Raw genomic sequence first — 13696 nt, 5'->3', positions numbered from 1 at the left:
CGCATGGAACCGGTCCTGGCCAACCTGCTGCCGATGTTGACCGCCATCTGGTGGCCGTTTTGCCGCATCCTTGCCATGTTCATCGGCGCGCCGGTGCTGGGCGAGGCGGTGATGCCGGTGACGGTGCGCATCCTGATCGCGCTGGTGCTGTCGATCGTGATGCTGCCGCTGACCGGCGGCCTGCAGGGGCCGTATGCGAGCGGGTTGACCGCGATCGACCCGTTTTCGCTGCACGGCGTGGTGGCCACGATCGAACAGGCGGTGATCGGTTTCGTGCTGGGGCTGGCGTTCCACTTCGCGATGTCGGTGGTGGGCGTGCTCGGCTACATGGTGACGTCGCAGATGGGCCTGTCGATGGCGGTGATGAACGATCCGCTCAACGGCCAGTCGTCGGACGTGGTGTCGGCGCTGCTGTCGACGCTGGCCATCATCGTGTTCTTCGCCATCGACGGACATTTGGTGATCGTCGGCATTATCGGCCAGAGTTTCCAGGCATGGCCGCTCGGTGGCGGCTATTCGCCGCTGCTGCTCAACGCCGTGGCCTACAACGTGGCCTGGATTTTTTCGGCGGCCATGCTGCTGGCCTTGCCGGTGGTGTTTGCCACCATCGTGGTGCAGCTGGGATTCGGCTTCCTGAACCGGGTGGCGCCCAGCCTGAACCTGTTTTCGCTGGGGTTTGCCGTGATTACCATTTTTGGCTTGCTGATGCTGGGCGAACTCGTGAAATTCATCCCCGAGCATTATGTGCGCATGACCAACCAGGTGCTGGAAATGATACGACAGCAGATGCAGGCGGCCGCCCATGGCTGACCAGGGCAGCAGCGGCGACAAGACCGAAAAGGCTTCCGCCCAGAAGCTCAAGAAGTCGCGCGACGAAGGGCAGGTGGTCCGCTCGCGCGACCTCGCCACGGCGATCGGCATCCTGGTCAGCCTCAAGCTGTTCGTCTATCTGCTGCCCGGCTACATGGCCGATATCGATGCGATCTTTCATACCAGCTTTGCGCCGTTCGACAGCGCGGGCGCGATCGACAACACCATGTCCACCGTGTTCAGCACGTCGATGTGGTTGTTCATCAAGATGGTGCTGCCCCTGTTTATCGTGCCGTTGTGCATCATGATGGGGGCCATGATCCCGGGCGGCTGGGTGGTCTCGACCAAGAACTGGGCGCCCAAGTTTTCGCGCATGAATCCGATGGCCAACCTGGGCCGCGTGTTCAGCGCCAAGCACGGCACCGAGCTCTTGATCTCGATCGCCAAGGCCGGCGTGCTGATCGCCACCCTGATCCACATGGCGCGCTCGACCGTCGGCGCCTACATGGAGCTGCAGCACATGCCGATGGGCCAGGCCATCGTCGCCGGCGCCGGGCTGATGATGGAAGGGCTGATGTCGATGGTGGTGATCTTCGTGCTGTTCGCGCTGATCGACGTGCCGGCGCAGGCGTATTTCTTCGCCAAGAACCAGCGCATGAGCAAGCAGGACCAGAAAGAAGAGCACAAGACCAGCGAAGGCCGGCCCGAGGTCAAGGGCCGCATCCGCCAGCTGCAGCGCGCGCTGGCGCGCGGCAGCGCCCGCAAGACGGTGCCGACCGCCGACGTCGTCATCGTCAATCCCGAGCATTACGCGGTGGCGCTCAAGTACGACCAGGACCGCGCCGAAGCGCCGTTCGTGGTGGCCAAGGGCGTTGACGAGATGGCGCTGTACATCCGCCGGCTGGCGCAGGAGCACGCGATCGAAGTGATGGAGCTGGCGCCGCTGGCGCGCGCCATCTATAACACCAGCCAGGTCAACCAGCAGATCCCGGTGCAGCTGTACCAGGCGGTCTCGCAGGTGCTGAATTACGTGCTGCAATTGCGCGCGTTCCACAGCGGGCGGCGCAACGCCCGGCCGGCCCCACCCACCGAAGTTGCAGTCCCCACATCCATGAGCGAGGTTAAGCAGTCATGAATTTCTTCAAAGCGCTGATCGCCGAGGCGCGCCGTCACAAGTTCGCCACCCCGGCCTTCCTGCTGGCGATCCTGGCGATGATCATCCTGCCGTTGCCGCCATTCCTGCTGGACGTGATGTTCACGTTCAACATCGTGCTGGCGCTGATCGTCATCATGGTGTCGGTCTCGGCCCGGCGGCCGCTCGATTTCTCGGTGTTCCCGACCGTGATCCTGGCCACCACCATGCTGCGCCTGACGCTGAACGTGGCCTCGACCCGGGTGGTCCTGCTGCACGGCCACCAGGGCACCGACGCGGCCGGTCAGGTGATCGAAGCGTTCGGCCACGTCGTCATCGGCGGCAACTACGTGGTCGGTATCGTGGTGTTCGTGATCCTGATGATCATCAACTTCATGGTGGTGACCAAGGGTGCGGAACGGATTTCGGAAGTGTCGGCCCGCTTCACGCTGGACGCCTTGCCGGGCAAGCAGATGGCGATCGACGCCGACCTCAACGCCGGCCTGATCAACCAGGAGCAGGCCCAGGTCCGGCGCAAGGACGTGGCGGCCGAGGCCGACTTCTACGGCGCCATGGACGGCGCCTCGAAATTCGTGCGCGGCGACGCTGTCGCCAGCATCCTGATCCTGATCATCAACATGGTGGGCGGCGTGGCCATCGGTTCGATCATGCAGGACATGTCGTTCGGCGACGCCTTCAGGCAATACGCGCTGCTGACCATCGGTGACGGCCTGGTCGCGCAGATCCCGGCGCTGCTGCTGTCGGCCGCCGCGGCCATCCTGGTGACCCGGATCTCGGACACGGGCGACTTCGAGCAGCAGGTGGGCAACCAGGTGCTGACCTCGCCGCAGGTGATGTTCAGCGCGGCTGGCATGATGCTGATCCTGGCGCTGGTGCCGGGCATGCCGTGGCAGATGTTCGCGCCGTTCGCGCTGGTGCTCGGCTACGTGGGCTGGAAGCTGGGGCAGCGGGTCAAGGCGCCCGATACCTCGCACATCGTCGCCATCGAAAAGGCGCTGCGCGAAGATGTCCCCGAGCTCGACTGGCAAAGCCTGCCGGCCACGCAGCCGCTGCAGGTGGCGCTCGGCTACAAGCTGGTCAGCCTGATCGACAAGTCGCAGGGCGAGCCGCTGGTCAAGCGCGTGCGCGGCGTGCGCCAGAGCGTGTCCGAAGCGATGGGCCTGCTGCTGCCGCCGATCTCCGTGCGCGACGATCTCGGCATGAAGCCGTCGCAGTATTCGGTGATGCTGTCGGGCAGCGTGGTGGCGCAGGCCGAGGTGTTTGCCGACCGCCTGATGGCGATCCCGTCGCCGAATGTGTACGGCAATATCGACGGCATCCCCGGCATCGAGCCGGCCTACGGCATGCCGGTGACCTGGATCGAAACCAGCGAGAAGGCCAATGCGCTCGGCCTCGGTTACCAGGTGGTGGAGACGTCGAGCGCGATCGCCACCCACTTGTCCAAGCTGATCCGCGAATACCTGCCCGAGCTGTTCCGCCACGAAGACGTGCCGCACATGATGGAACGGCTGACTGCGCTGTCGCCCAAGCTGGCGGCCACGCTCGACAAGTCGCTGACCCACACGCAGCTGCTGCGCGTGTTCCGCGTGCTGCTGGCGGAAAATGTGTCGCTGAAAGACATCGTGCCGATCGCCACCACGCTGGTGGACAGCGCGGAGACCACCAAGGATCCGATCCTGCTGGCCGCCGAAGTGCGCTGCGCGCTGCGGCGCCAGATCGTCACCGCGCTGTTCGGCCAGCGCACCGAGATGCAGGCCTTTAACCTCGGCGGCGACCTCGAGAACATGCTGCTCGGCTCGCTGAACCAGGCGCGCCAGGGCGGTAAAGTGGTGCTCGACAACTATCCGATCGACCCCAATCTGCTGGCCCAGCTGCAAGTGAACATGCCGGTCGCGCGCGAACAGATGAAACAGCAGGCCACGCCGCCGCTGCTGCTGGTGCTGCCGCAGATCCGGCCGCTGCTGGCCCGCTACGCGCGCCTGTTCGCGCCCGGCCTGCACGTGCTGTCCTACAACGAAATCCCCGAAAACCGCGAAGTGAGCATCATCGGCACCGTCGGCTGAACCGGCCTTCCATGTCAAGTTAAGGTCTTCATACCCGTCGTACCCGCGAAGGCGGGTACCCCAGTTCTGCGAGATGCGTTGAAACGTCAGCCAAGCGCAAACAAGTTCAAAACTGGCCGAATGAAGGATCTGCCCCCGCAGCCGATACTGGCGCACTGGAGAGCAGGACGGCGATATCGGCCATGGCCTTGAAGTGCGGCGCGGTCAGCAGGGCAGTGTGGACGGGGGTGGGGTCGAGTTCGCGGCCTTCGGCCGGGATGGTGCGGCGCAGGCGGCAGCGGATCACGGTCAGGCCGTAGCGGTTGACCAGGGACGCCAGTTGCGGCAGCGCTTCGCGCATGAATTGCATGGCCGAGGTGTGGGCTGCGCCCACTTCCATCAGCACGCCGCTGCTGCTGCCCGGTTCGAGCTGGATCACCACCCGGCCCAGCGCCGGCAGCATCAACTCCAGCCGCAAGGCCACTTTCGGGCGCCGCCGGCGCGGCGGCTCGTCGTCGGATTCGCGCGCCACCACTTTCAGCACCAGCCGTTCGGCGCCACGGGCGAGCACGGCAAAGCGCCACGGTTCCACGTCCGTGACCAGCGGCAGCCCGGGACGGCCCTCGCGCACGGCAGACGGGTTATGGTCGGCCATGAACAGGCTCGACGGCACATGCTGGCCTTTTGCCTGCTCGAGCCAGGCGGCGCGCTGCTGGCCATAGGTTCGCACCATGACTTGCCAGGACGCGGCCATCAGCGCGGCATCGGGGGGATGCCAGTTCAGCTGGCGCGACAGGAATACCTGGTTCGGCCGCATGGCGGACGAGGCGCCGACATCGGCCCCTTCAAGCGCCGCGTCCGCCAGCGCCTGCAGCGCGGCGCTGGCGGGCACGGTGTCCGGCGGATCGGCCAGCGCGCCGGTGGCGGCCGGCGCGGACGGCAGCGGTCCGACCGGGTAGCGGCTGACCGGGTCGAGCGGACCGCGCAACACCTGCACCGGGCCTGGCTGCTGCGGCCGCTCGGGAATGCTGACAGGGCGCGCGGCGGCGCCGATACGATCGACCATCTGGACTGCCCATGAACAAAAACGTGAAAAAAAAAGCCAACCGACAGGTCGGTTGGCTCCTCTGGGCGCCGCACCGACGGGCGCGGCATCAGTGCAATATTATTGCAGCAGGGACATAACCAGCGACGACATGCTGTTGCTTTGCTTCAGCATTGCGGTACCGGCTTGCAGCAGCATCTGGTTCGAGGTCATGTTGGCCGATTCGGTCGCGAAGTCGGTGTCCATGATACGGCCGGTAGCCGATTCGGTGTTGGTCGAAATGTTCGACAGGTTGCTGTTGACGTGGTCCAGGCGGTTGATGGTCGCGCCCAGGGCCGAGTTCACTGTGCCGACATCGTTGATTGCGGTGGTCAGCAGGCCGATGGTGGCGTTGGCCGAACCGGTCAGTTCGGTGCCGGTGGCGGCGGCGGTGAAGTTGGCCGATGCAGCGCCGATCGAGGTCGCCAGGGTGGACAGCGAGGTGCTGACGTCCACTGCCATGGTTTCCGACTGCGATGCGCCGATCTGGAACGTCATGGCCGATGCCAGGGTGCCGCCGGTCAGCAGCTTGGTGCCGCCGAAGGTGGTGTTGTTCATCACGTTACCGAGTTCCAGGCCCAGTGCATCGTATTCCGACTGCATGGCGGTCTTGTCTTCGGTGCTCGACGACGAGTCGGCAGCCTGGGTGGCCAGGTCTTTCATGCGGATCAGCATGTTGGTGACTTCGGTGAACGAACCCGACGCGGTTTGCAGCATCGAGGTGGCGTTCTGGGTGTTTTTCATGGCCATGGCCATGCCGCTGGTTTGCGCCTTCAGACGGGTTGCGATTTGCAGGCCGGCTGCATCGTCCGATGCTGCGTTAATGCGAAGACCGGTGCTCAGGCGGGTCATCGCGGTCGACAGGTTGCTCTGGGTTTTAGCGATGGCGTTTTGGGCGGACAGCGCAGCGTTGTTGGTGTGAAGGCTCAGCATTTTGTTACTCCTGGGTTTAGTGATGGCTGTTTAGAGCATCGGTTTCTTCCTGCTCTCCCAAGTACAAGGCGACGAACCCTCACTATCCATTAAATGCTTTGCAGAAATTTTTTAAACTTTTTTTCTTACGGTTACTGGCGTGTTGACCAAAAGATTATCGCCGTGATCGTTTTGATCACGGCGATGCGCAGCGCTTACATGTTCGGATAGTTCGGGCCGCCACCGCCTTCGGGCGTGACCCAGACGATGTTCTGGGTCGGGTCCTTGATATCGCAGGTCTTGCAGTGCACGCAGTTCTGGGCGTTGATCTGCAGGCGGTCGGCGCCGGCGTCCGTCTTGACGAACTCGTACACGCCGGCCGGGCAGTAACGCGCTTCCGGACCCGCGTACTGGGCCAGGTTGACATCGACCGGCACGCTCGGGTTCTTCAGCGTCAGGTGAACCGGCTGGTCTTCGGCATGGTTGGTATTGGAGATGAACACCGACGACAGGCGGTCGAACGTGAGCTTGCCATCGGGCTTCGGATACACGATCGGGGTGCACTGCGCAGCCGGTTTCAGGCACTCGTGGTCGGCGTGCGAGTGGTGCAAGGTCCATGGGGCCTTGCCGCGGAAAACGATCTGGTCGATACCCGTCATCAGCGCGCCGATCACCAGGCCCTTGTTCAGCCATGGCTTGACGTTGCGCGCCACGTGCAATTCCTCGTGCAGCCACGATTGCTCGAACGCAGCCGGGAAACTGGTCAGCTCGTCGTGCTGGCGGCCGGCGCCGAGCGCTGCCACCGCTGCCTCGGCTGCCAGCATGCCGGTCTTGATGGCGGCGTGGCTGCCCTTGATGCGGCTCATGTTGAGGAAGCCGGCATCGCAGCCGATCAGCGCGCCGCCGGCAAACACGAACTTGGGCAGCGATTGCAGGCCGCCGGCGGTAATCGCCCGGGCGCCGTACGACACGCGCTTGCCGCCCTCGAGGAACTGGCGGATTTCCGGGTGGGTTTTGTAGCGCTGGAATTCCTCGTACGGCGACAGGTAGGGGTTTTCATAGTTCAGGCCCACCACGTAGCCGATCATTACCTGGTTGTTTTCCATGTGGTAGAGGAAAGAGCCGCCATAGGTTTTATTGTCGAGCGGCCAACCGGTGGTGTGGATGACCAGGCCGGGCTGGTGCTTCGCCGGATCGATTTCCCACAGTTCCTTGATGCCGATGCCGTACGATTGCGGATCCTTGCCCTTGTTCAGGTCGAATTTGGCGATCAGCTGCTTGCCCAGGTGGCCGCGCGACCCCTCGGCGAACAGCGTGTACTTGCCATGCAGCTCCATGCCGAGCTGGAAGTCGGGACCGGCTTCGCCGTCGCGCTTCACACCCATATTGCCGGTCGCGACACCCTTGACCGAGCCGTCGTCGTTGTACAGGATCTCGGCTGCCGCAAAGCCGGGGAAGATTTCCACCCCGAGGCTCTCGGCCTGCTGGCCCAGCCAGCGCACCACGTTACCGAGCGAAATCACATAGTTGCCATGATTTTCGAAGCAGGCGGGCAGGGCGAAACTGGGTGTCTTGTAGGACGAGGTTTCGGTCAGGAACAGCACGCGGTCTTCGGTCACGGCAGTGTTGAGCGGCGCGCCTTGCTCTTTCCAGTCAGGAATCAGTTCGGTCAGCGCGCGCGGGTCCATGACGGCGCCCGACAGGATGTGCGCCCCGAGCTCGCCGCCTTTTTCCAGCACGACCACCGACGTATCGGGCGAGAGCTGCTTGATCTTGATGGCTGCCGACAAGCCTGCCGGGCCGCCACCGACGATGACGACGTCGTACTCCATCGCTTCGCGCGGGCCGTACTGTTCGATGAGATTCTGGGGCTGTGTCATGTTTTTATAGTGTCTTGTAGAAGTGGGGAAAATTTTAGCACGAGTGTGCTTCTTTTTCGCCCCGATTGCAATGGTGGCGCTATTCTGCGGGACATTATTAGACATCGCAATCTAATCTGATATTTTGTGTAATGATGGCGATCAGACAGCGTGTACAGCAAAACGCCGTGGATTTCACCATCGTCATACAGAGGAGCTGCCGTGGGCATCGAAGTCAATTTTGAAGGGAAAATCGCGCTGGTCACCGGCGCCTCGAGCGGCCTGGGCGCGCGGTTCGCCAAGGTGCTGGCGCAGGCCGGCGCACAGGTGGTGCTGGCGTCGCGCCGCACCGAGCGCCTGAAGGAATTGCGCGCCGAGATCGAAGCGGACGGCGGCGCCGCCCACGTGGTCAGCCTGGACGTGACCGACTACGCCAGCATCAAGTCGGCCATCGCCCATGCCGAAACCGAGGCCGGCCCGATCGACATCCTGGTCAACAATTCCGGCGTCTCCACCACCCAGCGCCTGGTGGACGTCACGCCCGACGATTACGACTTCGTGATGGACACCAATCTGCGCGGCGCCTTTTTCGTGGCCCAGCAGACCGCCAAGCGCATGATCGCGCGCGCCAAGGGCGATCCGACCAAGAAGCACCGCATCATCAACATCGCTTCGGTAGCAGGTTTGCGCGTGATGCCGCAGATCGGCGTGTACTGCACCAGCAAGGCGGGCGTGGTGCAGATGACCAAGGCCATGGCGGTGGAGTGGGGCAAGTACGGCATCAACACCAACGCCATCTGCCCCGGCTATATCGCCACCGAGATCAACGAAGCGTATTTCGCCAGCGAGCAAGGGCAGCGCCTGATCGAGATGCTGCCGCGCAAGCGGCCGGGCAAGCCCGAGGATCTCGATGGCTTGCTGTTGTTGCTGGCGGGTGAGGATGCGAATTTCATTAACGGGGCGATTATCTCGGCCGACGACGGCATGACCGCCATGTAGCACCCGCTAAAACCGGCCCCAGCTTTGTTGCCGCGCCTTGCCGTGCTAGCGCACTGTCTGCGTCGCGGCGCCTCGCTGGCGCCGGTTTTAGCGGGCGCTAGCAAGTCGCTGGTTCTTTCCAAGGCCGGTGCCGCGCCTTGCCGTGCTGGCGCACTGTCTTCGTCGCGGCGTCTCGCTGGCGCCGGTTTTAGCGGGCGCTCGCGAGTAGTCTGCTATTTCTAAAGCCGCTGCCGGTTTTAGCGAGCGCTATAGTTGATTAAAAACGCATGCCGATCAGTTTGTGGACCAGTTCGGACGAGGTGGCTGCCGAGAATTTGCGCATCAGCTTGGCGCGGTGCATTTCGACGGTGCGGGGGCTGAGGTCGATCTGGCGGGCGATGGTTTTGCTGGTTTTGCCTTCCACCAGCAGCGCGGCAATTTCGCGTTCGCGCGGGGTGAGGTCGGCCGTGACGGGGCGGTTTTCGCTGACATCTTCGAAGGTCCAGATGCCGGCGCCCAGCGGCTGGTCGTCGTGCAGGGCGTGGCCGGTGACGTGGCACCAGAACAGCTCGCCGTCCGCGCGGCGCATGATGCGCTCGTCCGCATAGCGCCCCCTGGCATTCATGATGGGCGCAATGCGCAGGCCCATGCGCAGGAATTCGTCCATGGTCGGATACAGCGCCAGGAAGGACAACCCCTGCAGCTGCGCGCGCGTGTAGCCGAACATGGCGGCCAGCGTGTCGTTGGCGTTCTGGATCACCCGGTGTTCCGAGATGCACATGCCGACCGGCGCCTGCATGAAGATGGTTTCGTAGTCGATGGCAATAGGTGAGGTCATGGCGTGATCACGGGGTGTTTAATGCATATCAATGGTCGGTTGCGCTGCATCCGCGGTAGTTCTACGGTATTGTGTTTTTATTTAGGCTATCCTATCCTCAGACTCTTCACATTCAAAAAAGTTTAGTGTGAAGTCAACGAATGAGCGAACGAAGTTAACAAGGGACACTATGAATAAAATCTATCCCGATGCTGCCAGTGCGCTGGATGGCGTCGTGCAAGACGGTCAAACGATCGCCGTGGGCGGTTTCGGCCTGTGCGGCATCCCCGAAGCCCTGATCGGCGCGCTGCGCGATGCCGGCGTCAAGGGCCTGACCGCCATTTCCAACAACGCCGGCGTCGATGGCTTCGGCCTCGGCCAGCTGCTGGAAACCCGGCAGATCAAGAAAATGATCGCTTCCTACGTGGGCGAAAACAAGGAATTCGCGCGCCAGTACCTGGCCGGCGAACTGGAACTCGAATTCACGCCGCAAGGCACGCTGGCCGAAAAGCTGCGCGCGGGCGGCGCCGGCATTCCGGCCTTTTTTACCAAGACCGGCGTCGGCACCATCGTCGCGGAAGGCAAGGAAATCCGTGAATTCGACGGCGAACAGTACGTGATGGAACGCAGCCTGGTGGCCGACGTGGCGCTGGTCAAGGCGTGGAAGGCCGACAAGGCCGGCAACCTGGTGTTCCGCAAAACCGCGCGCAACTTCAACCCGAATGCCGCCATGGCCGGCAAGGTCACCATCGTCGAAGTCGAGCAACTGGTCGAGATCGGCGAGATCGATCCCGACGCCGTGCACCTGCCCAGCATTTTCGTGCACCGCATTGTGGTCAACGCCACCCCCGAAAAACGCATCGAGCAGCGCACGGTACGCGCCCCCCAGGAATAACGGAGAACACTATGGCATGGACTCGTGATGAAATGGCCGCGCGCGCGGCCAAGGAACTGCAAGATGGTTATTACGTCAATCTCGGCATCGGTCTGCCCACGCTGGTGGCCAACTATGTTCCGGCTGGCATGGAAGTATTCCTGCAGTCGGAAAACGGTTTGCTCGGCATCGGTCCGTTTCCGACCGACGATGAAGTCGATGCCGACCTGATCAACGCCGGCAAGCAGACCGTGACCGCCTTGCCGGGCGCCGCCTACTTCAGCTCGGCGGACTCGTTCGGCATGATCCGGGGCGGCAAGATCAACCTCGCCATCCTGGGCGCCATGCAGGTGTCCGAGCATGGCGATCTGGCCAACTGGATGATCCCCGGCAAAATGGTCAAGGGCATGGGCGGCGCCATGGACCTGGTGGCCGGCGTCAAGCGCGTGGTCGTGCTGATGGAGCACGTGGCCACCGCCAAGGACGGCACCACCTCGCACAAGCTGCTGAAAAAATGCGATCTGCCGCTGACCGGCGTGGGCGTGGTGGACCTGATCGTTACCGACCTGGGCGTGATGGAAGTGGGCGAGACCGGCCTCAAGGTGATCGAACTGGCGCCCGGCGTAACGCGCGAGCAGATCATCGCTGCCACCGGCGTGGAGCTGGACCTCACGGCGCTCTGAGCCCGACGCACGACAACGGAAAGCCGCGATGCGATACGCCTCGCGGTTTTTTTTCGTCCGCGCGGCAAGCAGAATCGCGTACGTGGCCGGTCGGCAATAAAAAAAGCCCCGCACATCGCTGTGCGGGACTTTTTCTTAAAGCAAGGCGATCAGTGCGCTGCTGCCGGCACCGCGGCTGGCGCCAGGTCGTCTTTTACCAGCGTCGAGCCCGGGTTGTTCAGCTCGGCATGCAGGGTGTTCATGTCCAGCTCTTTTTCCCATTTCGACACCACGACCGCTGCCACGCCGTTGCCGACGAAGTTGGTCAGGGCACGGCATTCGCTCATGAAGCGGTCGATGCCGAGGATCAGCGCCATGCCGGCTACCGGGATGGTCGGCACCACGGCCAGCGTGGCCGCCAGCGTGATAAAGCCGGCGCCGGTGATGCCGGACGCGCCCTTCGAGGTCAGCATGGCCACGCCGAGGATGGTCAGTTCCTGCCACAGCGTCAGTTCGGTGTTGGTTGCCTGGGCAACGAACAGGGCCGCCATCGTCATGTAGATGTTGGTGCCGTCGAGGTTGAACGAGTAGCCGGTCGGTACCACCAGGCCGACCACGGGCTTGGAGCAGCCCATGCGCTCGAGCTTGGTCATCAGCGACGGCAGGGCGCTTTCCGACGAGCTGGTGCCCAGCACGATCAGCAATTCTTCCTTGATGTAGCGGATGAACTTGAAGATCGAGAAGCCGGTGTAGCGGGCGATGATGCCCAGCACCACGAACACGAACAGGCCGCAGGTCAGGTAGAACGAGCCCATCAGTTTAGCCAGCGGGATCAGCGAGGCCAGACCGTATTTGCCGATGGTGAAGGCCATCGCGCCGAACGCGCCGATCGGGGCGACCTTCATGATGATGTTGACCATGCCGAAGATGACATGCGACAGCTCGTCGATCAGCTTGGTAACCGGACGGCCGCGCTCACCGAGCAGCGACAGGGCGAAACCGAACAGGATGGCGATCAGCAGCACTTGCAGGATATCGCCCTTGGCAAACGCATCCACGAAGGTCTTGGGGATGATGTTCATCAGGAAGTCGGTGGTGGTCAGGCCTTCGGCGTGCGTGTACTGCGCGATCGCCTTGGCGTCCAGGTGGGCCGGATCGGCATTGAAGCCGGCGCCCGGCTTGAGCACGTTGGCCACGACCAGGCCGATCGCCAGCGCGAAGGTGGAGACGACTTCGAAGTACAACAGCGCCTTGCCGCCGACGCGACCGATTTTTTTCACGTCCTGCATGCCGGCGATACCGGACACCACGGTACAGAAAATCACGGGCGCGATGATCATCTTGATCAGCTTGATGAAGCCGTCGCCGAGCGGTTTCATGGCAACGGCGTCGGTCGGCAGGTAGATGCCAAGCAGGATGCCGCAGGCAATGGCGAACAGCACCTGGATGTACAGTACCTTATAAAACGGCTTTTTTTTCACGGGGTCTCCTCGCGTTCATTCAATTGAGGAGGTCATCATCCGTGAAAATAACAGTTATCACTATTGTGGAAAACCGCAGGTGTCGCGTCCGTATCACTGCTGGTGATAACCAAGTGCGGCGGCGCTGATAAGGCGGGCGTGCAGCGGCATTATTGCGCCACCCAGCCGCCATCCATATTCCACGCGGCGCCACGCACCTGGCGCGCGGCGTCGCTGGCCAGGAACACGGCCAGTGCGCCGAGCTCTTCCGGTGTGACGAATTCGCCCGATGGCTGTTTGTCCGACAGCAATGCCTTTTTGGCATCGTCGTTGCTGATGCCATCCTTGGCGGCGCGGTCGTCCACCTGTTTCTGGACCAGCGGCGTGAGCACGAAGCCGGGGCAGATGGCGTTGACGGTCACGCCGGTGCCGGCCGTTTCCAGCGCACCGACCTTGGTCAAACCCAGCAGGCCATGCTTGGCCGCCACGTAGGCCGACTTGCCGGCCGAGCCGACCAGGCCGTGGGTGGACGCCAGGTTGATGATGCGGCCCCAGTTTTTCTTGCGCATGCCCGGCAGCGCCAGGCGCGAGGTGTGGAAGGCCGAGCTCAGGTTGATGGCAATGATGGCGTCCCATTTCTCGACCGGGAAATCCTCGATATTGGCGACGAACTGGATGCCGGCGTTGTTGACCAGGATATCGACGCCGCCGAGCTGGTCGTCGGCAAACGCGATCATCGCGGCGATCTCGGCCGGCTTGGACATGTCGGCGTTGTGGTACAGGGCCTGCACGCCGAACTCCTTGGCCAGGTCCGCTTGCAGGCGGTCGATGTCGGCAGCGTCGCCGAAACCGTTGAGGATGACGTTGGCGCCTTCTGCCGCCAGGCTGCGCGCGATGCCCAGGCCGATGCCCGAGGTGGAGCCGGTGACCAGCGCGGTCTTGCCGCGCAAGTTCCCGCTTGAATTGCCGCTTGAAGTGTTGTTCATCATGGTGTCCTCTGTTGGGTTGGAGATGGAAGGCGCGCTGCGCTACACTGCGTTAGGAT

General features: G+C 63.0%; 12 protein-coding genes. 6 read left to right on the top strand and 6 right to left on the bottom strand.

The window, feature by feature from the left end; translation table 11 throughout:
* Nucleotides 1-3 precede the first annotated feature (3 nt).
* The 3 genes from ASF61_RS12235 to ASF61_RS12225 are packed head-to-tail and all read left to right on the top strand — an operon-like array spanning nt 4 to nt 4026.
* Nucleotides 4-810, top strand: a complete 807-nt coding sequence (locus ASF61_RS12235; protein ID WP_056156092.1) for a flagellar biosynthetic protein FliR — start codon at nt 4-6, stop codon at nt 808-810.
* A complete protein-coding gene (locus ASF61_RS12230; protein ID WP_056156089.1) occupies nt 803-1945 on the top strand; it encodes a flagellar biosynthesis protein FlhB in 1143 nt (380 codons plus the stop codon). Before ASF61_RS12235 ends, ASF61_RS12230 begins: the two co-directional genes overlap by 8 nt.
* A complete protein-coding gene (locus ASF61_RS12225; RefSeq protein WP_056156087.1) occupies nt 1942-4026 on the top strand; it encodes a flagellar biosynthesis protein FlhA in 2085 nt (694 codons plus the stop codon). The genes ASF61_RS12230 and ASF61_RS12225 overlap by 4 nt, the downstream gene beginning before the upstream one ends.
* 106 nt (nt 4027-4132) lie before the next feature.
* Here ASF61_RS12225 and ASF61_RS12220 read toward each other — a convergent pair whose 3' ends face one another.
* The 3 genes from ASF61_RS12220 to ASF61_RS12210 all read right to left on the bottom strand — a co-directional run bounded on the left by ASF61_RS12220 (nt 4133) and on the right by ASF61_RS12210 (nt 7833).
* Entirely contained in the window at nt 4133-5071 is a 939-nt protein-coding gene (locus tag ASF61_RS12220; protein ID WP_056156083.1) for a hypothetical protein, read from the bottom strand.
* A gap of 99 nt (nt 5072-5170) precedes the next feature.
* A complete protein-coding gene (locus ASF61_RS12215) occupies nt 5171-6022 on the bottom strand; it encodes a flagellin (protein ID WP_056156080.1) in 852 nt (283 codons plus the stop codon).
* Between the two features lie 194 nt (nt 6023-6216).
* The gene (locus ASF61_RS12210; RefSeq protein WP_056156592.1) at nt 6217-7833 is read right to left on the bottom strand and encodes an electron transfer flavoprotein-ubiquinone oxidoreductase; all 1617 of its coding nucleotides are present in this window, start codon (nt 7831-7833) and stop codon (nt 6217-6219) included.
* 249 nt (nt 7834-8082) lie between these two features.
* Between ASF61_RS12210 and ASF61_RS12205 the strand changes: the two genes are divergently transcribed.
* On the top strand, nt 8083-8859 hold the full coding sequence (locus ASF61_RS12205; protein ID WP_056156075.1) for an SDR family oxidoreductase: 777 nt from the start codon (nt 8083-8085) through the stop codon (nt 8857-8859).
* Nucleotides 8860-9115: 256 nt separating this feature from the next.
* Here ASF61_RS12205 and ASF61_RS12200 read toward each other — a convergent pair whose 3' ends face one another.
* A complete protein-coding gene (locus ASF61_RS12200) occupies nt 9116-9676 on the bottom strand; it encodes a LuxR C-terminal-related transcriptional regulator (protein ID WP_056156072.1) in 561 nt (186 codons plus the stop codon).
* Between the two features lie 169 nt (nt 9677-9845).
* Here ASF61_RS12200 and ASF61_RS12195 point away from each other — a divergent pair, with 169 nt between their 5' ends.
* Both ASF61_RS12195 and ASF61_RS12190 read left to right on the top strand, forming a co-directional pair.
* Nucleotides 9846-10550 (top strand): CoA transferase subunit A, encoded by a 705-nt coding sequence (locus ASF61_RS12195; RefSeq protein WP_056156069.1) that lies wholly within the window; start codon nt 9846-9848, stop codon nt 10548-10550.
* A gap of 11 nt (nt 10551-10561) precedes the next feature.
* Nucleotides 10562-11212, top strand: coding sequence for a CoA transferase subunit B (locus tag ASF61_RS12190; RefSeq protein WP_082491562.1), 651 nt, complete (start codon nt 10562-10564; stop codon nt 11210-11212).
* 149 nt (nt 11213-11361) lie between these two features.
* Here ASF61_RS12190 and ASF61_RS12185 read toward each other — a convergent pair whose 3' ends face one another.
* Together ASF61_RS12185 and ASF61_RS12180 are read right to left on the bottom strand one after the other, a co-directional pair.
* A complete protein-coding gene (locus ASF61_RS12185) occupies nt 11362-12672 on the bottom strand; it encodes a dicarboxylate/amino acid:cation symporter (protein ID WP_056156065.1) in 1311 nt (436 codons plus the stop codon).
* Between the two features lie 149 nt (nt 12673-12821).
* On the bottom strand, nt 12822-13640 hold the full coding sequence (locus tag ASF61_RS12180; protein ID WP_304438298.1) for a 3-hydroxybutyrate dehydrogenase: 819 nt from the start codon (nt 13638-13640) through the stop codon (nt 12822-12824).
* Between the last annotated feature and the right edge of the window lie 56 nt (nt 13641-13696).

Origin of the sequence: Duganella sp. Leaf126 (genome assembly GCF_001423125.1) — a bacterium.
In the GTDB taxonomy this organism is placed as follows: Bacteria; Pseudomonadota; Gammaproteobacteria; order Burkholderiales; family Burkholderiaceae_D; genus Rugamonas.
The sequence above is the reverse complement of the archived record's forward strand: the minus strand, read 5'-3'. Positions and strand labels throughout refer to the sequence as shown.